Source organism: Actinomadura rugatobispora, assembly GCF_055379765.1.
The window spans coordinates 1,463,546-1,484,666 of sequence record NZ_AP029191.1 but is presented as its reverse complement, the minus strand read 5'-3'; the positions used below and the strand labels follow the sequence as shown (position 1 = coordinate 1,484,666).

Genomic DNA, 21,121 nt, shown 5'->3' with positions numbered 1-21,121 from the left:
GACGTCGGCCGCGGGGGCTAGAGTCTCCTTCCGTGTCGAAGGTTCCCGACCTTGTGAAACGCGCACTGCTGGGCCGCGCGCTGCGCAGCGCCCAGCAGCACGAGCAGCTGCTTCCCAAGAGGATCGCGCTGCCGGTGTTCGCCAGCGACGCGCTGTCCTCGGTCGCCTACGCCCCGCAGGAGATCCTCATCACCCTGGGGATCGCCGGGCTCGCCGCCTACCAGTTCACCCCCTGGGTGGCGCTGGCCGTGGTGGTCATCCTGCTCACGGTGGTCGCCTCGTACCGGCAGAACGTGCGCGCCTACACCAGCGGCGGCGGCGACTTCGAGGTCGCCACCGAGAACCTGGGCGGCAACTGGGGGGTGGTGGTGGCCAGCGCCCTGCTGGTCGACTACGTCCTCACCGTCGCGGTGTCGATCTCCTCGGCGGTCGCCAACCTCGGGGCCTTCGTGCACATCGTGGGGGAGCACAAGGTCGCGGCCGCGATCATCCTGGTGGTCATCCTGACCGTGCTCAACCTGCGCGGGCTCAAGGAGTCCGGGATGGCCTTCGCGATCCCGACCTACCTGTTCATGTTCGGCATCTTCTCCATGCTGGTCTGGGGGTTCGGCCGGCTTCTGATGGGCGCCGACCTGCAGGCCGAGACCGCGCACTTCGAGGTCCGCGGCGAGGAGATGGGCGTCGGCGGCTTCGCGCTGATCTTCCTGCTGATGCGGGCGTTCGCGTCCGGCTGCGCCGCGCTGACCGGCGTCGAGGCGATCAGCAACGGCGTGCCCGCCTTCCGCAAGCCCAAGGGCCGGAACGCCGCGACCACGCTGCTGCTGCTCGGCGTGATCGCGATGACGATGTTCTGCGGCGTGACCGCGCTGGCCTACATCACCGACGCCAAGTTCGCCGACCCCAGCCACGGCAGCACCCTGATCGACCCGGCCACCGGACGGGACGTCTCCCAGCAGGACCCGGTGGTCGCCCAGGTCGCGCACACGGTGTTCAGCAACGCCCCGGTGATGTTCGGCTTCGTCACGCTGATGACCGCGCTGATCCTGGTGCTGGCCGCCAACACCGCCTACAACGGCTTCCCGGTGCTGGGCTCGGTGCTGGCGCAGAACCGCTACCTGCCGCGCCAGCTGCACACCCGCGGCGACCGGCTGGCCTTCAGCAACGGCATCATCATCCTGGCCACCGCGGCCGGGGTGCTGATCTACGCCTACGACGCCGACGTCTCCAAGCTGATCCAGCTCTACATCGTGGGCGTGTTCGTGTCGTTCACCGTCAGCCAGACGGGCATGGTGCGGCACTGGAACAAGCTGCTGGCCACCGAGACCGCCCCGGCCGCGCGCCGCGAGATGAAACGGGCCCGCGCGATCAACGCCTTCGGCCTGATGATGACGGGAACGGTCCTGGTCGTCGTGCTGGTGACCAAGTTCACCCACGGCGCCTACATCGTCTGCATCGCGATGCCGGTGCTGTTCCTGCTGATGAAGGGGATCCGGCGGCACTACGACCGGGTCGCCGCGGAACTGGTGCCCAGCGGTGAGGACGTGGCGCTGCCCGCCCGCAACCACGCGATCGTGCTGGTGTCGAAGATCCACAAGCCGACGCTGCGGGCCCTGGCGTACGCCCGCGCCACCCGGCCGTCCACGCTGGAGGCCGTCACGGTCGCGGTGGACGCGCAGGAGTCGCGGCGGCTCCAGGAGGAGTGGGACGCGCTGGACGTCCCCGTCCCGCTCAAGATCCTCGACTCGCCGTTCCGGGAGATCACCCGGCCGGTGCTCAACTACGTCAAGAACGTGCGCCGCAAGAGCCCCCGCGACGTGATCACCGTGTTCATCCCCGAGTACGTGGTGGGCCACTGGTGGGAGCATCTGCTGCACAACCAGAGCGCGCTGCGGCTCAAAGGCCGGCTGCTGTTCGTGCCCGGGGTCATGGTCACCAGCGTGCCGTGGCAGCTGCGCTCGTCCGACCGGCTCAAGGGCCGGCCCGAGCCGGTCGCGCCGGGCGCCTCGCGCCGTCCCCCGCGCGCGCCGTCCGATCAGGAGGGAGCACGCCCGGGCGGCGGTATCGTTTCGGACCGTGACTGATCTCGAGCCCGAAACCCCCGACCTGCTCGACCTGGAGGTCGGCAACGTCGCCAACGGCGGATTCTGCGTGGCCCGGTACGAGGGCCGGGTGGTGTTCGTCCGGCACGCCCTGCCGGGGGAGCGGGTCCGGGCCCGGGTCACCGACCGCACCCGCAACTTCCTGCGCGCCGACGCCGTGGAGATCCTCGAGGCGTCCCCGGACCGGGTGCCGGCGCCCTGCCCGTTCGCCGGGCCGGGCCGCTGCGGCGGCTGCGACTGGCAGCACGCCTCGCTGCCCGCCCAGCGCCGCCTGAAGGCCGCCGTGGTCGAGGAGCAGCTCCAGCGGGTGGCCGGCATCACCCGCGGCGTCACCGTCGAGGAGGTCCCCTCTCCGCCCGCCGAGATCGACCGCGGCCCCGGGCTGGGCTGGCGCACCCGGGTGCAGTTCACCGCCGTGGACGGCGTGATCGGGCTGCGCCGCCACCGCTCCCACGACATCGAGCCGGTCGACGAGTGCCTGATCGCCCACCCCGGGGTGGAGCTGATGGGCATCGAGCGCAAGCGCTGGCCGGGGGCGTCGTCGGTCGAGGGCATCGTGTCGGCGACCACCGGCGACCGGCTGGTCTCCCTCAAGGGCCGCCGCAACGCCCGGGTGCCGCGGCTGGACGTCCCGGTCCGGCTGGTCCGCAAGGGCCCGCCCCGCAAGCCGGGGCCGGGCGGCGCGCCCGCGCAGGTGCCGTACGTGCGCGAGGAGGTGTCGGGCCGCCTGTTCCAGGTGAGCGGCAGCGGGTTCTGGCAGGTCCACCCCGGCGCCGCGCAGCTGCTGGCCGACGCCGTCCTGGACGCCCTCGACCCGAAACCGGGCGAGATCGCCGTCGACCTCTACTGCGGCGTGGGCCTGTTCGCCGCCCTGCTGGCCGAGCGCGTCGGCTCCGACGGCCTGGTGGTCGGGGTCGAGTCGGACGCCCAGGCCGTCCGGGACGCCAAGTTCAACCTGCGCGACCTGCCGCAGGCGGCGGTGGAGCGGGGCCAGGTGGAGGAGGTCCTGCCCGACCTGGAGTTCGGCCGGGCCGACGGCTCGGACCGCACCCAGTCCAAGCGCGGCGGCGGCCACCACCGCGGCGCCCGGGTCCGCGGCGCCGACGTCGTCGTCCTCGACCCGCCCCGCGCGGGCGCGGGCCGCGAGGTCGTCGACCAGATCGCCCGGCTGGCCGACCGCAAGATCGCCTACGTCTCCTGCGACCCCGCCACCCTGGCCCGCGACCTGTCCTACTTCAGCGAGCGGGGCTGGACCCTGGAGACCCTGCGCGCCTTCGACGCCTTCCCGATGACCCAGCACGTGGAGTGCCTGGCGGTGCTGGTCAAGGGCTAGTCCCTCGCTCTGACCCGCATGGCCGCATGGTGACAGAACGCTGACCGCGTCAACGCGGACCGTGATCGTTTCGTCTCATCATCACCGTGCTTCGCGGGGGCCACGCCCCCGCCACGGACCATCCTGATGAACGGGGATCCACTATGCGCACCTCCATCACCGCCGTCGCCCTCGGTCTCACCGCGGTCCTCACCGTGACCGGCTGCGAAATCGAGGGCGCCGAGCCCACCGCCGTCCAGCCCGCCGACAAGGGTGCCGGCTCGGCCAAGCCCAAGAAGAAGACCACGGTGAAGCTGGCCGCGACGCCGGCCAAGGCCAAGGCCAGCGTGCTCAGCGACGGCAGCGCCCTGTCCTGCGTCCGCGTCACCATCACCAACCAGCGCAAGGGCAACCTCGCAGTCAACCCGCTGTACTTCTCCCTCGTCGACGGCAAGGGCGAGAAGCACGAGAGCAGCGACGCCCTGGGCGACTACCAGGGGCAGGTGCCCACGACCACGCTGGCGCCCGGCGAGACGGCCAAGGGCACCGTATGCGCGAAGGGGAAGTTCACCCCGGCGATCGTGGCGATGACCGATGAGCTGCTGCAGGAGCTGGCCCGCGCCGAAGTGGCCTGACGCACTGACGAGATTCGGCCCTGCGCCTTAGCCTGAAGGCGCGACCACTCAGGAAGGTGCAGGGCCAATGCACGATGGGATTACCGTCGGTGCCCGACTTCGGGCCCTACGGCGGTGGCGGCAGATGAGCCTCGCCCAGCTCGCCGGGCAGGCCGACCTGTCCGTCTCGTTCCTGTCCATGGCCGAGCGCGGCCTGCGGTCCCTTGACCGCCGCTCCCACATCTCCGCGCTGGCCGGCGCGCTGCGCGTGTCGGAGACCGAACTGGTCGGCGGACCCCACCTGGGCCGCGACCCCGCCCAGTCCGACCCGCACGCCGTCATCCCCCCGATCCGGCTCGCGCTCCAGACCAACAGCCTCGTGGCGCCGGCCGCCGAACGCGCCCGGCCGCTGGACGAACTGGTCGCCGAGATGGTCGAGATCGAGGCACACCACCAGGCGTGCGACTACGTGGCCGTGGGCCGCGCCCTGCCCGACCTCTTGGACGAACTCCACCTGCACGCCGCCGACCCCGCCGACGAGGCCGCCTACCGCGTCGCGCTCGAGACGCTGGTCGAGGCGTGCACCGCGGCGACGTTCACCAGCAAGGACCTCGGATACCCGGACCTGGCGCACCTGGCCGCCGTCCGTGCCGAGGAAGCCGCGGCGATCCTCGACGACCCGGTCCGCCTTGGGCAGGCCGCGTTCTGCCGCGTGCACACGATGCCGCGTGTCGGCTCGTGGAACAGGACGCTGGCGGCCGCCGAACGCGCGGCCGAAGCACTCCAGGCCCACGCCACCGGGACGCGCGGCCAGCAGGTCCTGGGCATGCTCGGCCTGTCGGCATCGCTGGCCGCGGCAGTCGAGAAGGACGCAGACCGCGCGCGCAGCTGGCTGAGCGAGGCCGCCGCCCTCGCCGTACACCAGCCGGACACGCCGGACGAGAACTGGATGAGCTTCTCCACCACCAACGTGCGCGTCTGGGACGTCGCGGTGAACGTGGAGTACGGAGAGCGCGGCGGCGCCGTCCTCGAACTCGCGAGCAGAGTGGACGAGTCCAAGCTGACCGGCGCCCCGGACCGCCAGACTGCCGGGCGCCGGGGCCGGTACGCCGCCTTCCTCGCCGACGTGGGCCGAGGCCTGGCGCGGGACCGCAAGACCCAAGGCCAGGCAGAACGGTGGCTGCTGCGGGCCGAGTACGCCGCGCCGCAGTGGATCCGCAACCACAAGCCGGTCCAGGAGGCGGTGGCGGTGCTCTACACCCAGGCGCACGCGCGCGCGACGACCCGGGAACTGCGCGGGATGGTCGCACGGATGGGCATCCCGCACTGACTTTCTTCCCCCGATTTCACACTTGTGAAATCGGAGTGTGTTCGCATGCCTACTGTCCGTGGGCATGGACGACATCGCCCACCTGAACAAGCTCCACGAGGAGTTCGTCGCGCGCGGCTGGCCGGCTGAGGCGCGGACGGCGCGCAGCCGCACGGTGCTGCACGTCACCAACCCCGACGACCCCGCCCTGAACGACACGTTCGTCGTCAAGAACGGGGTCGTCCGGTTCGCGTGGGGCCAAGGCGTAGGCCCGGTCACCGAACTCTCCGCAGTGGCCGACCGAATCCAGGACGTGCTGCGCGGGGTGGGCCGGTGACGGCGTCGGCGACGGACGAGGAGACCAAAGCTCAGCTCGTCCGGGACTTTCCGGGCTGGTCGATCATCCACACCGACCGGGGCAACTGGTGGGCGATCCGCCTGCCCGAGATCGACCGGGCAACGGGCTGGCCCGCACAGCACGCGGTCTCCGAGGTCGAGGCCGTCACCGCGGACGAGTTGGGCAACCGGCTGCGCCGGCTGGCGATGACCGACGTCGAGATCCTCCGGGAGCTCGGCCGGGCGCTGGCCGAGGCGGGCTGGCGGGTCGAGGTCCGCCCGCACGAGCTGCCCGTGCGGCTGCGCGTCGTCCACCCGTCCCTGCCGGAGACCGGCAAGACGGTGAGCATGGCGGCGAGCGGGGCGTGGTTCCGTTCGTCCACGGGCGCGCACATGGCCCGCTGCGACGACCTGCAGGGCGCCGTCGACTACCTCGGACGCGAGCTGGACGCGGTCCTGCGGAGGGCGACGTCGTGAGCGACGCGGAGCGGGCGCGTGTCGGCCGGAAGGCCGCGGCGTTCGATCGGTTGATGCGCAACCTCGGCACCGAGTCCGATCCGTTCCGCGGGAACCCGGACGAGGTCGACGAGGCGCTGGAGATCCTCGCCGAGCCCGTACCCGAGCCCGATTCGAACTCGGGCAGCAAGTAGGCCCATCTGAGGAGCCGCCGTGAACGATGAGCCGGTAACACCCTCGTCAAGGGCTAGTTTTTACCCGCTTTTACCCGCAGGGGCGCTGACCTGCGGATTCGTACGTAGACTCGGTCGTGCCCGACATGACTCACGTCCCGGGCACCGCGGTTTGGCCGGCCGCACACGGTGCGCGGACGTCCCCGTCAGGTCATGCACGCATGCCTGAGAAACGGGGACGAACCGCTTGCGCACCATCGTGACGAACCTGGCCCTGGCCGCCGCCCTGCCCCTGGTCCTGGCCTTGGCCCTGCCCCTGCTCGCGGCCGGTTGCACCGAAGACGCCGACCCGACCGCCGCCCAGTCCGCCCCACCCGCGATCGGCCGGAACGCGACCGGGCCGGTCGGGCTCGGCGCCGCGGAGGCCGGGTTCCGCCCGAGCACCCTCTACCACGGCGGCGACTTCTCCTGCGCCCGCGTCACCGTCGTCAACCGGACCCCCGGGACGCTGGAGGTCAACCCCATGTACTTCGCCCTCGCCGGTGCCGACGGGGCGGTCCGCGACGCGGGCCGGGCGCTCGGCCAGGACGCCGCCGAGCTGGAGTCGGTGACCCTGGGCCCCGGCAACATGGTCATCGGCAAGGTGTGCGCCAAGGGCGACTTCACGCCGAAGACCGTGACGTTCACGTCCGGCGGCACCGTGCAGGCCCGCGCCGAGGTCGGCTGACGCGCCTTCCCCGCCGTCTCCGGGGTCAGGGGGCCGCCAGGGCTTCGGTGGGAGAGAGGCGGGCGGCCCTGATGGCCGGGTAGAGGCCCGCCACCGCGCCGATGGCCAGGGTCGCGACGATCCCCCCGGCCATCGCCCACGCGGGGACGACCGTCGGCCAGTCCTGGCTGACGGCGTAGACCGCCGTCACCGCGATGCCCAGGCCGACCCCGCCCACCCCGCCCAGAGCCGCCAGGAGCTGGGACTCGGTGAGGAACTGCAGGCGGATCTGCCCCCGGGTGGCGCCCAGCGAGCGGCGCAGGCCGATCTCCGCCCGGCGCTCCAGGACGGAGATCACCATCGTGTTGGCCACGCCGACGCCCCCGACCAGCAGCGCGACCCCGCCCAGCCCCAGCAGCAGGCCCGTGAACGCCTGGTCGGTGGCGTTCTGGGCGGCCAGCGCGTCCGAGGGCCGGCTGACCTCGATCTCGTTGGGCGACTCCGGGTTGGCGGTCGCCGCGAGCAGCTCCCGCACCTCCTCGACCGCGTGCTTCTCCGCGCGCGTGTAGACCGTCGTGGGATGGCCGTCGAAGCCCAGCCGGGCCCGCGCCGCGTCCCAGCCCACCAGCGCCGCCGCGTTCAGCTCGGGCGCCAGGCCGTTGGCCTCCAGGATGCCCACGACGGTGAACCACTGCGACCCCAGCCAGACCTGGGCGCCGGGCGCGGCCACGCCGAGCCGCTCGGCGGCGGCCGAGCCGAGGACCACGGCCGGGTACCGGGCGGTGCCGTCGTTCAGCCACGTCCCGGCGGCCATGGTGAGGCCCACCGTGCGGGGCAGGTCGACCCGGGCCGCCAGCACGCTGATCCCACCCGTCTCGCCCTCCGGGATGCGGTCGTTGCGGTAGACGGCGGTGTCGGTGACCTTGCCGGTCGCCGACGCCGACTCCACCTTCGCCATCCGGCCGATCATGCCGACCGCCTCCTCGGGCATGCCGGCGTCCGCGCCGAAGAAGTCCCGGCCGGGCGCCACCGTCAGCAGGTTGGTGCCGAGCCGGTCCAGGGTGGCCTGCAGCTGGGCGCGGCTGGAGGTGGAGATCCCGACCACGCCGATCATCGCGGCGATGCCGATCGCGATGCCGAGCGCGGACAGGAACACCCGCAGCGGGCGGGCGCGCAGGCCCGCGGCGCCGACCCGGAGCACGTCGCCGGCGCCCAGCCGGGCGGGCGCGTCGTCGTCCACGGTGGTGGTCATCGAGCGGCCTCCACCGGGGTCCCGCCGGGGACGGCGCGGTCGTCCCCGACGATCCGGCCGTCGTGCATCCGCACCCGGCGGGGCAGCGTCGCCGCGATGTCCCGGTCGTGGGTGATGAGCAACACCGTCGTGCCGCCCGCCGCCAGCTCGCGCAGCAGATCGAGCACCCCGGCGCCGGACGCCGAGTCCAGGGCGCCGGTCGGCTCGTCGGCCAGCAGCATCGCCGGCTCGCCCGCCACCGCGCGGGCGATCGCCACCCGCTGCTTCTCACCGCCCGACAGCTGGTGCGGCCGGTGGCCGAGGCGGTGCCCCAGCCCGACGCGCTCCAGCGCCGCGCGGGCGCGGCGGCGGCGCCCGCCCACCGGGACGCCCCCGTACAGCAGCCCGTCGGCGACGTTGTCCAGCGCGGTCACCCCGGGCGCCAGGTGGAACTGCTGGAACACGAACCCGATCCGGCGGGCGCGCAGCGCCGACAGCCGCCGGTCCGGGAGCCGCGACACGTCCCGCCCCCGGACCAGGACGGTGCCCGAGCTCGGCCGGTCCAGCGTGCCGATCATGTGCAGCATGGTGGACTTGCCGGAGCCGGACGGCCCCACGATCGCCACCAGCTCGCCCGCCGCGACCGACAGCGAGACCGCGTCGAGCGCGGTGACGTCCCCCGGATAGGTCTTGGTGACCTCGCGGAGCTCCACGACCGCTTCGCTCACTTGGGCACCCCCACGCGCATGCCCTCGGCCAGGCCCGATCCGGAGACCTCCACCTTGCCGCCGGTGAACACGCCGGTCTCCACCGGCACGGTGCGGACCCGGCCGCCCTCCACCACCTGCACCGCGTAGCCGCCGCCCGGACGGGCCGTCAGCGCCGCGATCGGCACGGCCAGCACGCCCGCGTGCCGGTCGGCGGTGATGCGCACGGTCACCGGCGCCTTGTCGTAGGAGCCGAGCGAGCCCTGCCCCTCGACCGCGACCGTGACCGCCACCGTGGTCGGGTCCTCGCCCCGCCCCTGCTTGGCGACCTTGCCCACGGCGGTGATCGTGCCCTTGACGGTGTCGCCCTCCGGCAGCTCGATCTCCACCTCCGTGCCCTTCCTGGCCAGCCGCTGGTACTGCACGTCCAGGTCGACGCTGACCTTCCGGGCGGTGCCGGTGTAGGTGAACACCGCACCGCCGAGCCGGTCGCCGACGGTCGCTCTGCGCTGGGCGACCCGGATCTCGCCGGACGCGATCAGCACCGAGCCGGGTGCCACCGTCCCGGTCTCGGGCACCCCGAGATCGTCCTGCCAGCGCTTGACGGCGGCGGTGGTGCCGGACTCGAAGGAGCCGTCGACCGTGAAGCCGGTGTAGCCGAGGGCCCGCAGGTTGCGTTCGAGCTGCTTGACGTCGGGGCCCTCGCGGCCTTCGGACAGCGTCCGGTAGAGGGGCAGCGACCCGTACAGCAGCGGCACCGGACGGTTGTCGACCCGGTAGGCGGTCCGCCCGCGCGTGATGCGGTCGCCCGGCCGGGGCAGCCAGGTCACGGTGCCGCCGCCGGAGCCCGCGGCCGTGCGCTCCGAGCCGTAGCCCAGGGTGCCGTCGGCCTGCTGCGTCTCCACCAGCGTGGTCCGTTCGACGGCCGTGGTGTCGGGCGGCAGCGCCCCTCGCGCGGGGGCGGGACGGCCACCGCCGCCGAGGCCGGTGGTCGCCAGCCCGGCGCCGGCGACCACCACCACCCCGGCGGCGCTCAGCGCCGCGGCGCGCGACCTCCTCACTTGCCGTCCCCGCTGCCGCTCAGGCCGGGGCCGTCGCCGCCGTGGGTGACCATCCGCGCGCCGGCGGGGGCGCACTTCTTCTGCGCGTTCTTGAACGTCTGGCTGTCGGGGTCCAGGCCGCCGCCCTTCCGGGCCTTGATCGCGATGCCGCCGGACGCGGGGTCGGGGTCGGGGAAGTCCGGTACCCCGTTCTCCCGCATGCACTTGGACTCCGCGCGCATCTTGGCCAGCTGCTCGGGCTTGGGCTTGGGCGGCTTGCCGCCGTTCGGCATCAGATGGCGGCACTTCTGCTGGGCCGTCTTCATCTTCTCGTCGATCCTGGTGGGCGGGCCCGAGTGCCGGATCGAGACCCGGCCCTCGGCGTCCGGGTCGGGCATGTCCACGCCGTTGGCGCGCATGCACCTGGCGAACTCGCGCATCTTGTCCGCTTCCTTGGCGGCGGGCTTGCCGGTGGCGGTGCCGTTCCCCTGGCCGTCCCCGCCCCCGCAGGACGACGCCCCGAGAGCGAGCAGCGGCACCATGACCAGCGCCGCGAGCGCTTGCCGTCGCATCGATCGATCTCCTCGTGACCGCCCGCCGGGCCGTTCCCGGCGGGTTCCGAATCCGGGGAGCAGTCCAGTCGGCGGCCGGTAACCCCCGCGTAACCGGTTCGCGTTATGCCCGCGTTACGCCGGTTGCCGGATGCTGTGGCGCGGACCGGTACGAACGGGTGGATGGGGACGGGACCGTGCGGATACTGATCGCCGAGGACGAGCGGATGCTCGCCGACTCGATCGCCGAGGGGCTGCGGGCCGAGGCGCTGGCCGTCGACGTCGTCAACGACGGCGACGCCGCGCTGGAGCGGCTGGGCGTCAACGACTACGACGTGCTCGTCCTGGACCGGGACCTGCCGATCGTGCACGGCGACGACGTGTGCCGCGCCGTCGTGGAATCGGGCGCGCCGGTGCGGGTGCTGATGCTCACCGCGGCCGCCGCCGTCCCGGCGCGGGTGGACGGGCTGCGGCTGGGCGCCGACGACTACCTGACCAAGCCGTTCGCGTTCGAGGAGCTGGTGGCGCGGGTGCACGCGCTGGGCCGCCGCGCCCGCCCGGCCGACCCGCCGCTGCTGGAGCGCGCCGGCGTCCGCCTCGACCCCGCCCGCCGCGAGGTCTACCGGGACGGCCGGTACGTGCACCTGGCCCGCAAGGAGTTCGGGCTGCTGGCCGAGCTGCTGCGCGCCGGCGGCGCGGTCGTGTCCGCGGAGCGGCTGCTGGAGAAGGCGTGGGACGAGCACGCCGACCCGTTCACCAACACCGTGCGGGTGACGCTGATGAAGCTGCGCCGCAAGCTGGGCGACCCGCCAGTGATCGAGACCGTCCCGGGAGCGGGGTACCGCATCCCATGACGCTCATCGCCGCCGACAGGTTCAGGCCCACGATCCGGGTGCGGCTCACGCTGCTGTACGGCGGGCTGTTCATCGCCGCGGGCATCGTCCTGCTGGCCCTCACCTACTTCCTGGTGCAGAACAACCTCCGGCAGACCATGCAGCCGGCGGGCGCGGTCAGGACGGCCATCGCGCCGAGCGGTCCCGTCCCGGAGGGGGCCGGGCGTGCGGCGCCGCCGGCGCACGACTTCACGATGCGCCAAGTGGAGGGGGTGCTGATCCGGGAGCGCCAGGACTACCAGGAGACGACGACGCGGTCGCTGCTGACCCAGGGCGGCATCGCGCTGGCCGTGGTGGGCACGGCGGCGCTGGGGCTGGGCTGGCTGCTGGCGGACCGGGCGCTGCGTCCCCTGCACGCGATCACCGAGACCGCCCGGCGGGTGGCGTACGGCCACAACCTCACCGAGCGGATCGCCTACCGGGGGCCGCGCGACGACGTCCGGGAGCTGGCCGACACCTTCGACACGATGCTGGAGCGGCTGGCGCGGTCGTTCGACGGGCAGCGCCGGTTCGTCGCCAACGCCTCGCACGAGCTGCGCACCCCGCTGGCGATCAACCGGACGCTGGTGGACGTGGCGCTGCGCCGCCCGGACGCCACCGACGACGTGCGGCGGCTGGGGGAGTCGCTGCTGGTGGTGAACGGCCGGCACGAACGGCTCATCGACGGGCTGCTCACCCTGGCCGGCGGGGAGAACGCGGTGAGCGACCCGGCCCTGCTGGACCTGGCGGACGTGGCCGGGCACGTGCTGGACCAGGCGGCCGCCGAGGCCGCGGAACGGCGGCTGACGGTGCGGAAGACCGCGCGGGCGGCGCCCGCCGCGGGCGATCCGGTGCTGGTGGAGCGGCTGGTGCAGAACCTGGTGGAGAACGCGATCCGGCACAACCGCGACGGCGGCGAGGTGTGGATCGCCACCGGGCGGCGGGACGGCGCGGCGGAGCTGGTGGTCGCCAACACGGGGCCGGCGGTGCCGCCGTACGAGGTGCAGACGATCTTCGAGCCGTTCCGCCGGCTGCGGCAGGACCGGGTGCGCTCGGACCGCGGGTCGGGGCTGGGGCTGTCGATCGTGCGGGCGGTGGCGACGGCCCATCACGGGTCGGTGGCCGCCGAGCCGAGGGAGGGCGGCGGGCTGGTCGTGACCGTCCGGCTGCCGGTCCGCGAGGGGCCCGGCGCGGGCGTCGCGGGCTCCGGCGCGGGCGTCGCGGACGTGGGCGGGCCTCAGGAGCCGTGACGGACGCGGAGCTTGGCGTTTCGGCGCATTCTCGCGGGTATGCATGAGTCATGCATGACAGCCGGACCGCGAATCTGCTCGGGGCGACCGCGCTCGCCGTGACGGACCTGGTCCTGGCCGGGGCCGCGCGGGCGGCCGGTGTCGCGCCCAGCGGGGCGGCGGCGCTGGTGGTCCTGGCCGCCTCCCCCGAGGTCACCGTCACCGAGCTGGGGCGGCGCGTCGGGCTGACGCAGTCGGCGGCGGTCCGCATGGTGGACGGCCTGGCCGCCGCCGGCCTGGTCGAGCGCGGCCGCGGGCCGGGGCGCGCGGTGCCGGTCCGGCTCACCGGGCGGGGACGGAGCACGGCGCGCGAGCTGCTGGCCGCCCGCGACGCCCCGCTGGCCGCCGCGCTGGACGCCCTCGGCGCGGGCGAGCGGGAGACCCTGGCGGACCTGCTGTCCCGGCTGCTCACCCGCCTGTACAACGAGGTCGGCGACGCCGAGCGGATGTGCCGGCTGTGCGACCGCGATGCCTGCACGGCCGGCGCCGCCTGCCCCGTCGGCGCGGCCGAGCGCCGCCGTACCCGGGAGCGGGACGACGGCGCCGGGAGGGAGGGCGGCTGATGGGGCCGCTGCTCGCGCTGGCCTCGGCGGTGCTGTACGGGATCGCCGACGTGGCGGGCGGGCTGCTGTCGCGCCGCGCGGGCTTCGCCGCCGTCGCCCTGGCCGGGCAGCTCGGCGGGCTCGTCCTGACCCTGGCGGCCGCGGCGCTGTCGGGCGTCGGGACCGGGCTCGGCATGCTCTACCTCTACCGGGGGCTGAGCCGGGGGACGATGAGCGTGGTCGTCCCGGTCAGCGCGGTGAACGGGCTCGCTCTGCCCGTGCTGGCCGGGGTCGTGCTGCTGGGCGACCGCCCGTCGGCGCCGGCCTGGCTGGGCGTGGCCGTCGCGGTGCCCGCCCTGTGGCTGGTCTCGCGGGACGCGGGGAACGGCGACGGAGGGCACGGCGAGGGCGGTCCCGGGAGCGGGGCCGCGACCATCGACGCCATGATCGCCGGGGTGGGGATCGGCGTGCAGTACCTCGCGCTGGCCCAGGCCGGCCCCGAGTCGGGGCTCTGGCCGGTCGTCGCGGGCCGGTGCGCCGCGGCGCTGGCCATCCTGCCGCTGCTGCGGACCTCGCCGCGGACCTCGGACGGGGCCCGCGGCCTGCCCGCGCGGCTCGTCCCGTGGGCGGCGCTGACCGGCGGCCTGGCGGCGCTCGCGCTGGTCTGCTACATGCTCGCGGCCCGGCTGCAACTGGTCGCGGTGGCCGTCGTGCTGTCCTCGCTGTACCCGGCGATCCCGGTGCTGCTGGGCGTCACCGTGCTGCGCGAGCGGCTCCGCCGGGCGCAGGCGGCCGGGCTCGCCGGGGTCGCGGCGGCCATCGTGCTGCTCACGGCCGGATAGCGCACGGGCTTGGCCGAAGTTTGACCGTCCGCGTCGGTGGACACGCCGCGCCCGGGCTAGATGATCAAGCGCGCAGCCGCTAGAACGAAGATCATCGGCTGGACCCGACCGGTGTCCGGCCAGGTCGACGGGGGGCGACATGAACAACGACGCATCGAAGGGGCGCGCGGCCGCGCGCCGTCTCGCCGTGCTGGCCGCGGCGCCGCTGCTCGGCGCCGTCGCGCCGGCGGGCGCGCACGCTGCGGCGCACGCGACGGGGGGGCGCGCGGGACGTGGCCGACGTCTCGGTGGAGGCGGAGGCCCCGGCCAGGGTCCGGCCAGGCGCGGAGGTCCCGTACGACGTGACCGTCCGCAACGCGGGTCCGGACCGGGCGCGGAACGTGATCCTCACGGCGAGCCTGCCGGACGGGGCCGTCCGCACCGACAACATGGGGGACTTCCAGCACAGCTCGTGCACCCGCGGCGGTGCGACGGTGGCGTGCTCGATCGGCACGCTGGAGGCGAGCGAGGAGCGGTCGATGCGGATCACGCTGCGGCCGTCCCAGGACGTGCGGCCCGGCACGGTCCTGCGGGCGCCGGTGCGGGTGACGACCTCGACCCGCGAGACGGACCTGACCGACAACCGGACTCAGGTCCGCACGACCGTGGACGGCGCCGCGCCCGCGCAGAAGGGCCAGCAGAGCCAGGGTCAGCAAGGTCAGCAGAGCCAGCAGGGCCGGCCTTCCGCGCCGGAGGGGCGGCCCGCGACGAAGTACCAGCCCAAGCAGAAGGAGCAGTCGACCAAGTACCGGCCGTCCTGGCGGGACTGACGCCCGGCGGGATCCGGGACGTTTCCCGGCCCCGCGGCGCGCGGGGCCGGCCGTTCGTACGAGGATGGGATCATGCGTCTTCGGATCTTCACCGAGCCCCAGCAGGGGGCCGCGTACGAGACATTGCTGGCGGTGGCCAAGGCCGCCGAGGACCTCGGCTTCGACGCCTTCTTCCGCTCCGACCACTACCTCAAGATGGGGGACGTGTCCGGGGAGCCGGGGCCCACCGACTCCTGGGTCACGCTGGGCGCGCTGGCCCGCGAGACCAGCCGGATCCGGCTGGGCACGCTGGTGACGGCGGCGACGTTCCGGCTGCCCGGCCCGCTGGCGATCTCGGTCGCGCAGGTCGACCAGATGAGCGGCGGCCGGGTCGACTTCGGGATCGGCACCGGCTGGTTCGACGCCGAGCACACCGCCTACGGGATTCCCTTCCCCGGCCTGCGGGAGCGCTTCGAGCGGCTGGAGGAGCAGCTGGAGATCATCACCGGGCTGTGGCGGACGCCGGCCGGTTCCACCTTCGACTTCGAGGGCCGCTACTACCGGCTCGCCGAGTCTCCGGCGCTGCCCAAGCCGGCGCAGGACGGCGGGCCGCCGGTGCTGATCGGCGGGGTGGGGGCCAAGCGCACGCCGCGCCTGGCCGCCGCGCACGCCGACGAGTACAACGTGCCCTTCCACCAGGCGAAGGACACGGCGGCGGCGTTCGACCGGGTGCGGGCGGCCTGCCGGGAGGCGGGGCGCACCAAGCCGATGGTGTACTCGGCCGCGCAGGTGGTGTGCGTCGGCAGGGACGAGGCCGAGGTGAAGCGGCGGGCCGACGCGATCGGCCGCGCGGTGCCCGAGCTGCGGGAGAACGGCCTGGCCGGGACGCCCGGCGAGGTGCTGGAGAAGATCGGCACGTTCCGTGAGCTGGGCGCCGAGTGCCTGTACCTCCAGGTCCTGGACCCGCACGATCTCGATCACCTGGAGCTGGTGGCCGCGGAGATCCTGGCCAAGCTGTAGCGGGCGCGGGCCGCCCCCGTGCGAACGGGAGGCGGCCCGTCCCGGGAAGAACCTCGGGGCTCAGCCGGTGAGACCGGCGAAGACCTCCTCGAACGCGGCGTGCCTGGGCGCGCCCTCGGCGGTGTCCCAGACCGCGAACACCACGTGCTCGAACGCGCCCGCCCACTCCCCGCCCGGGCCGAGCAGCCCGGCGAACACGGCGGCGACCTCCCGCGGGTCGTTCCGGAAGACCCCGCAGCCCCACGCGCCCAGCACCAGCCGCCCGTGGCCGTGCACGGCCGCGACCGCCAGCACCTTGCGGGCCCGTTCCGCCAGCACCGCCGGGATCAGCGCGGTCTTCTCCGGGTCGCGGATCGCGCCGCGGTTGGGCGCGGGCGAGGTGAGGAAGGCCACCGGGTACGGCTCCTCCAGCAGCCGGCCCGCGTCGTCGCGGAACACCGGGACGGCGGGCGAGTAGATCATGTGGTCGCTGTAGAGCAGGTCGCCCTGCTCGCGGTGGAAGTCGTAGAACCGGCGCCGGGCGCGCAGCGACGCGTACAGGCCGGAGGAGCGCGCGAGGCCCTCTTCCTGCGCGTGCGCGCCATTGAGAAAGCCGCCGCCGGGATTCTTGGCGGAGGCGAAATTGAGTGCGAACGGCACTTCCGAGGCGTCGCCCAGGCGCCTCGCCGCCGCCAGTGTCGTCTCGCCGGTGACCTCGAGCCGGGTCCCCCGGTCGGGCTCGGCCGCCGCGCGGGACGGCCCGGCGGCCAGCAGCGCGTCCAGTTCCTCCGGGGTGTGCAGGACGCTGTCGCGCACGGATCGTTCGAGGTCGTCGGCGATCCGGACGGTCCGTCCGGACGGCGCGCCGTACGCGCCCCGCTCGATGATCGCCACCGTCTCCTGCGCGGTCGCCCGCCGCGGATGTCTGCTCATATCGCCGAGCATTCTGGCAGAAATCATTCGAAAGGGCGTCTGAATATCGGCCACACTGAACCCGTGCTTTTGACGATCACCACCACGGCCGCCCTCGCGGGATCGCCCGCGTCCGACCTCGGTTTCCTGCTGCACAAGCATCCGGACAAGGCGCAGGCGTTCGGGCAGTCCTTCGGCACCGCGCACGTGTTCTATCCGGAGGCGGGGGAGGAGCGCTGCACGGCGGCGCTGCTGCTGGACGTCGACCCGGTCGCGCTGGTGCGCACGCGGGGCAAGGGCACGCCCGACTTCTCCCTCGGCCAGTACGTCAACGACCGGCCCTACGCCGCGTCGTCCCTGCTGGCCTCGGCGATGGCGAACACCTTCCGCACGGCGATGCGCGGCCGCTGCGACGCCCGTCCCGAGCTGGCCGCGCGCCCGATCCCGCTGGAGGTCGTCCTGCCCGCGCTGCCGTGCCGGGGCGGGCCGGAGCGCGCCGAGCGGTACTTCGCGCCGCTGGGCTGGCGGGTCGAGGCGGCGCCGGTGCCGCTCGACCCCGCCTTCCCCGAGTGGGGCGACTCGCGCTACGTCACGCTCCGCCTGGCCGGTGAGCTGCGCCTGGCCGACGCGCTCAACCAGCTGTACGTGCTGCTGCCCGTGCTGGACGAGGCCAAGCACTACTGGATCGCCTCCGACGAGGTGGACAAGCTGATCAGGGCGGGGGAGGGCTGGCTGGCCGCGCATCCGGACCGGGCCGCGATCACCCGCCGCTACCTGGCCAACCGGCGCGGCCTGGTGCGGGCCGCGCTGGGCCGGCTCGCCGACGCCGACGGCGCGCCCGAGGACGAGCTGGACCGCGACCCGCTGGAGGAGGAGCCGCCCCCCGTCGACCCGACCGCCGCCGAGCCGGGCGCGCCCGAGCCCGATCCGGAGTCGGAGGGTGCCGCCGAGCCGCCGGTGCCGCTGGCCGAGCGGCGGATCCGCGCGGTCCTGGAGACGCTGCACGCCGAGCGCGCCGCGCGCGTCATCGACCTGGGCTGCGGCACCGGGAAGCTGGTCGCCCGCCTCAAGCAGGACCGCCGCTTCGAGAAGATCACCGGGGTGGACGTGTCGTACCGGGCCGTGCAGATCGCGCACCGCCGCGGCCTGCCCGACCAGGCCGGCCCGGACCGGCCGCCGCGGGTGGAGATCCTGCAGAGCGCGCTGACCTACACCGACGAGCGGTTCCGCGGCTACGACGCGGCGGTGCTCATGGAGGTGATCGAGCATGTCGACCCGCCCCGGCTCGGCGCCGTGGAACGCGTGGTGTTCGGCGACGCCAGTCCCGCGGTGGTGGTCGTGACCACGCCGAACGTCGAGTACAACGTCCGCTACGAGGGCCTGGCCCCCGGCGCGGCGCGCCATCCCGACCACCGGTTCGAATGGACCCGGGCCGAGTTCGAGGAGTGGGCGGGCCGGGTCGCCGCCGCGTTCGGCTACCGGGTCCGGTACGTGCCCGTGGGCGACGACGACCCCGAGGTCGGCGCGCCCACCCAGATGGGCGTTTTCGTGAAGGAGGCGGCTTGAATACGACCACCGCGGCGCCGACGACGATCAGGGTGCCGGAGATGGGCCTGGTCGTGCTCGTGGGGATCTCCGGCTCCGGCAAGTCGCACTTCGCCCGCAGGCACTTCGCGCCGAGCCAGGTGGTGTCGTCCGACCGCTGCCGGGCGATGGTGTCCGACGACGAGAACGACCAGTCCGCCACCGGCGACGCGTTCGACCTGCTGCACTACATCGTCCGCAAGCGGCTGCGGCGCGGGCTGCTGACCGTCGTCGACGCGACCAACGTGCAGCCCAAGGCGCGCGAGGCGCTGCTGCGGATCGCCAAGGAGCACGACGTGCTGTCGGTCGCGATCGTGCTGGACGTGCCCGAGCGGGTGGCCGCCGAACGCAACGCGGCACGCCCTGAGCGGTCCCACCTGCCCCCGCACGTGATCCCGAGGCAGCGCCGCGAGCTGCGGCGGAGCCTGCGGGCGCTGGCGGGACGGGAGTTCCGGCGGTCCTACGTCCTGGAGGGCACGGAGGCGATCGACGCCGCGACCATCGCCTACGAGAAGGCGTGGAACGACAGGCGCGAGCTGACCGGTCCGTTCGACGTCATCGGCGACGTGCACGGCTGCCGCGCCGAGCTGGAGGACCTCCTCGGCGACCTCGGCTACGAGATCGAACGCGACGCGCTCGGCCGCGCCGCCGGGGCGAACCACCCCGGCGGCCGCACCGCCGTGTTCGTCGGCGACCTCGTCGACCGGGGGCCGGACTCGCCGGGGGTGCTGCGCCTGGTCATGGGGATGGCGGCCGCCGGTCAGGCGCTGTGCGTGGCCGGCAACCACGAGGCCAAGCTGGTGCGGGCGCTGCGCGGCCGGAAGGTGCGGGTCGCGCACGGGCTGGCGGAGTCGCTGGAGCAGCTCGCGGCCGAACCCGCCGGGTTCCGCGACGAGGCGATGCGGTTCATGGACGGCCTGATCAGCCACTACGTGCTCGACGGCGGTCGGCTCGTGGTCGCGCACGCCGGGCTGAAGGAGGACTACCACGGGCGCGCCTCGGGACGGGTCCGCTCCTTCGCGCTCTACGGCGACACCACCGGCGAGACCGACGAGTACGGCCTGCCGGTGCGCTACCCGTGGGCCCGCGACTACCGGGGCGAGGCGATGGTCGTCTACGGGCACACGCCCGTGCCCGTACCGGAGTGGATCAACAACACGATCTGCCTCGACACCGGGGCGGTGTTCGGCGGGCGGCTGACCGCGCTGCGCTACCCCGAGCGCGAGCTGGTCTCCCGTCCCGCCCGGCAGGTCTGGTACGAGCCGGTCCGCCCGTTCGAGGCCGAGCCGGAGACGGCGCCGGCCGGAGGGCACCGGGAGAGCGACGTCCTGAAGATCGAGGACGTGCTGGACGCCGAGGGCGTGCACACCCGGCTGCTCGGCCGGGTCGCGGTCCGGCACGAGAACGCGGTGGCGGCGCTGGAGGTGATGAGCCGTTTCGCCGTCGACCCGCGCTGGCTGGTGTACCTGCCGCCGACGATGGCTCCCGCCGACAGCCGCAGCGAAGCGAGGACTGACGGCGCAGCCGTTGCCGGGGGGTCTGGGGGGTCGTCCCCCCAGAATGACACTGACACGTCCGAGCTGCCCGGTCTGCTGGAGCACCCGGCCGAGGCGCTGGCGGCGTACCGTGACGCGGGCGTGGAGCGGGTGGCGTGCGAGGAGAAGCACATGGGCTCGCGCGCCGTGGTCGTGGTCTGCCGCGACGACGGTGTCGCCGCCGCCCGCTTCGGCGTGAACGACGGCACGACCGGCGCGGTCTACACCCGTACCGGGCGGTCGTTCTTCCGCGACCCCGCCCGTACCGGCGAGGTCCTCGACCGGGTGCGCGCCGCGGTCACGGCCGCGGGGCTCTGGGACGAGCTGGAGACCGGCTGGCTGGCGCTGGACTGCGAGCTGCTGCCGTGGTCGGCCAAGGCGATGGACCTGATCCGCACGCAGTACGCGGCGACCGGGGCGGCGGCGCGGGCGGCGCTGCCGATGGCGTCCGGGGTGCTGGCGGCGGCGGAGGCGCGGGGATTGGACGTGGGCGCGTTGCGCGAGCACGTCGACCGCCGCGCCGCCAACGCCGGCCTCTTCCGCGACGCCTACGCCCGCTACTGCTGGACGGTCGACGGCCTGGACGGGGTCAGGCTGGCCCCGTTCCAGGTCCTGGCGGGCGAGGGCACGGCCTGGGCGATGCGGCACGGCCACGACTGGCACATGGCGGTGGCCGGGAGGCTCGCGGCGGCGGACGAGTCGGGGCTGCTCCAGGCGACCGAGTGGCGCGCCGTGGACCTGGGGTCGGAGCGTTCCGTCGCCGACGTCACCGCGTGGTGGGAGAAGCTCACGTCCGAAGGCGGCGAGGGCATGGTCGTCAAGCCGCTGCTCGGGGAACAGAACCCTCCCCCGGAGGAGAGGCGAATACAGCCGGGCATCAAGTGCCGCGGCCGGGAGTATCTCCGGATCATCTACGGCCCCGACTACACCGAGCCCGGGAACCTCGGACGGCTGCGGCGCCGTTCGCTCGGCCGCAAGCGGTCACTGGCGATGCGGGAGCACGCGCTGGGGCAGGAGGCCCTGACGCGGCTCGCGGCCGGGGAACCGCTGTGGCGCGTCCACCAGGCGGTGTTCGCCGTGCTGGCGCTGGAGTCCGAGCCCGTCGACCCCCGCCTCTGAGCGCCCTCCCCGCCCGGCCGCGGCGGGCACGGCTTCGACGGCGGGCACGCGGAACGCCCGCGGGATCGAGCGATCCCGCGGGCTCTTCCCTCTGGTCGCTCCCCC

21 protein-coding genes are annotated in these 21,121 nt (G+C 74.1%); 16 read left to right on the top strand and 5 right to left on the bottom strand.

The window, feature by feature from the left end; translation table 11 throughout:
- Positions 1-32: 32 nt before the first annotated feature.
- The 8 genes from ACZ466_RS06070 to ACZ466_RS06035 all read left to right on the top strand — a co-directional run bounded on the left by ACZ466_RS06070 (position 33) and on the right by ACZ466_RS06035 (position 7,026).
- On the top strand, positions 33-2,081 hold the full coding sequence (locus ACZ466_RS06070) for an APC family permease (protein WP_378284261.1): 2,049 nt from the start codon (positions 33-35) through the stop codon (positions 2,079-2,081).
- Positions 2,074-3,432 carry a class I SAM-dependent RNA methyltransferase gene (locus tag ACZ466_RS06065; RefSeq protein WP_378284260.1) on the top strand — a complete coding sequence of 453 codons (1,359 nt, stop codon included), beginning with the start codon at positions 2,074-2,076 and terminating at the stop codon, positions 3,430-3,432. Before ACZ466_RS06070 ends, ACZ466_RS06065 begins: the two co-directional genes overlap by 8 nt.
- A gap of 143 nt (positions 3,433-3,575) precedes the next feature.
- Complete coding sequence (locus ACZ466_RS06060; RefSeq protein WP_378284259.1) at positions 3,576-4,046, top strand: DUF4352 domain-containing protein; 471 nt, start codon at positions 3,576-3,578, stop codon at positions 4,044-4,046.
- Positions 4,047-4,113: 67 nt separating this feature from the next.
- The gene (locus tag ACZ466_RS06055) at positions 4,114-5,355 is read left to right on the top strand and encodes a helix-turn-helix domain-containing protein (protein WP_378284258.1); all 1,242 of its coding nucleotides are present in this window, start codon (positions 4,114-4,116) and stop codon (positions 5,353-5,355) included.
- Between the two features lie 64 nt (positions 5,356-5,419).
- A complete protein-coding gene (locus ACZ466_RS06050) occupies positions 5,420-5,671 on the top strand; it encodes a hypothetical protein (RefSeq protein WP_378284257.1) in 252 nt (83 codons plus the stop codon).
- Positions 5,668-6,147: a hypothetical protein gene (locus ACZ466_RS06045; protein WP_378284256.1), complete on the top strand. Its 480-nt coding sequence runs from the start codon at positions 5,668-5,670 to the stop codon at positions 6,145-6,147. Before ACZ466_RS06050 ends, ACZ466_RS06045 begins: the two co-directional genes overlap by 4 nt.
- Complete coding sequence (locus ACZ466_RS06040) at positions 6,144-6,320, top strand: hypothetical protein (RefSeq protein ID WP_378284255.1); 177 nt, start codon at positions 6,144-6,146, stop codon at positions 6,318-6,320. The genes ACZ466_RS06045 and ACZ466_RS06040 overlap by 4 nt, the downstream gene beginning before the upstream one ends.
- 226 nt (positions 6,321-6,546) lie before the next feature.
- Positions 6,547-7,026, top strand: coding sequence for a hypothetical protein (locus tag ACZ466_RS06035; RefSeq protein ID WP_378284254.1), 480 nt, complete (start codon positions 6,547-6,549; stop codon positions 7,024-7,026).
- 25 nt (positions 7,027-7,051) lie between these two features.
- Here the strand turns inward: ACZ466_RS06035 and ACZ466_RS06030 are convergent, their stop codons facing one another.
- Genes ACZ466_RS06030 through ACZ466_RS06015 form a run of 4 tightly spaced genes read right to left on the bottom strand, consistent with a single transcriptional unit; the run spans position 7,052 to position 10,555 of the window.
- Positions 7,052-8,257 (bottom strand): ABC transporter permease, encoded by a 1,206-nt coding sequence (locus tag ACZ466_RS06030; RefSeq protein ID WP_378284253.1) that lies wholly within the window; start codon positions 8,255-8,257, stop codon positions 7,052-7,054.
- Positions 8,254-8,964, bottom strand: coding sequence for an ABC transporter ATP-binding protein (locus tag ACZ466_RS06025; protein WP_378284252.1), 711 nt, complete (start codon positions 8,962-8,964; stop codon positions 8,254-8,256). Before ACZ466_RS06025 ends, ACZ466_RS06030 begins: the two co-directional genes overlap by 4 nt.
- Entirely contained in the window at positions 8,961-10,004 is a 1,044-nt protein-coding gene (locus tag ACZ466_RS06020; protein WP_378284251.1) for a peptidoglycan-binding protein, read from the bottom strand. The genes ACZ466_RS06025 and ACZ466_RS06020 overlap by 4 nt, the downstream gene beginning before the upstream one ends.
- Complete coding sequence (locus ACZ466_RS06015; protein ID WP_378284250.1) at positions 10,001-10,555, bottom strand: hypothetical protein; 555 nt, start codon at positions 10,553-10,555, stop codon at positions 10,001-10,003. Before ACZ466_RS06015 ends, ACZ466_RS06020 begins: the two co-directional genes overlap by 4 nt.
- Before the next feature lie 176 nt (positions 10,556-10,731).
- Between ACZ466_RS06015 and ACZ466_RS06010 the strand changes: the two genes are divergently transcribed.
- The 6 genes from ACZ466_RS06010 to ACZ466_RS05985 all read left to right on the top strand — a co-directional run bounded on the left by ACZ466_RS06010 (position 10,732) and on the right by ACZ466_RS05985 (position 15,887).
- Entirely contained in the window at positions 10,732-11,388 is a 657-nt protein-coding gene (locus ACZ466_RS06010) for a response regulator transcription factor (protein ID WP_378284249.1), read from the top strand.
- Positions 11,385-12,656 carry a sensor histidine kinase gene (locus tag ACZ466_RS06005; RefSeq protein WP_378284248.1) on the top strand — a complete coding sequence of 424 codons (1,272 nt, stop codon included), beginning with the start codon at positions 11,385-11,387 and terminating at the stop codon, positions 12,654-12,656. Before ACZ466_RS06010 ends, ACZ466_RS06005 begins: the two co-directional genes overlap by 4 nt.
- 50 nt (positions 12,657-12,706) lie before the next feature.
- Positions 12,707-13,258, top strand: a complete 552-nt coding sequence (locus ACZ466_RS06000; protein ID WP_378284247.1) for a MarR family winged helix-turn-helix transcriptional regulator — start codon at positions 12,707-12,709, stop codon at positions 13,256-13,258.
- Positions 13,258-14,079, top strand: coding sequence for an EamA family transporter (locus tag ACZ466_RS05995; RefSeq protein WP_378284245.1), 822 nt, complete (start codon positions 13,258-13,260; stop codon positions 14,077-14,079). Before ACZ466_RS06000 ends, ACZ466_RS05995 begins: the two co-directional genes overlap by 1 nt.
- A 272-nt stretch (positions 14,080-14,351) precedes the next feature.
- Positions 14,352-14,888 carry a DUF11 domain-containing protein gene (locus ACZ466_RS05990; RefSeq protein ID WP_464042968.1) on the top strand — a complete coding sequence of 179 codons (537 nt, stop codon included), beginning with the start codon at positions 14,352-14,354 and terminating at the stop codon, positions 14,886-14,888.
- Positions 14,889-14,960: 72 nt separating this feature from the next.
- Positions 14,961-15,887 carry an LLM class F420-dependent oxidoreductase gene (locus ACZ466_RS05985; protein ID WP_378284243.1) on the top strand — a complete coding sequence of 309 codons (927 nt, stop codon included), beginning with the start codon at positions 14,961-14,963 and terminating at the stop codon, positions 15,885-15,887.
- Between the two features lie 60 nt (positions 15,888-15,947).
- Here ACZ466_RS05985 and ACZ466_RS05980 read toward each other — a convergent pair whose 3' ends face one another.
- Positions 15,948-16,799 carry a TIGR02452 family protein gene (locus ACZ466_RS05980; protein WP_378284242.1) on the bottom strand — a complete coding sequence of 284 codons (852 nt, stop codon included), beginning with the start codon at positions 16,797-16,799 and terminating at the stop codon, positions 15,948-15,950.
- A gap of 63 nt (positions 16,800-16,862) precedes the next feature.
- Here ACZ466_RS05980 and ACZ466_RS05975 point away from each other — a divergent pair, with 63 nt between their 5' ends.
- Together ACZ466_RS05975 and ACZ466_RS05970 are read left to right on the top strand one after the other, a co-directional pair.
- Entirely contained in the window at positions 16,863-18,344 is a 1,482-nt protein-coding gene (locus ACZ466_RS05975) for a 3' terminal RNA ribose 2'-O-methyltransferase Hen1 (RefSeq protein WP_378284241.1), read from the top strand.
- Complete coding sequence (locus ACZ466_RS05970; RefSeq protein WP_378284239.1) at positions 18,341-21,016, top strand: polynucleotide kinase-phosphatase; 2,676 nt, start codon at positions 18,341-18,343, stop codon at positions 21,014-21,016. The genes ACZ466_RS05975 and ACZ466_RS05970 overlap by 4 nt, the downstream gene beginning before the upstream one ends.
- The last annotated feature ends 105 nt before the right edge of the window (positions 21,017-21,121 follow it).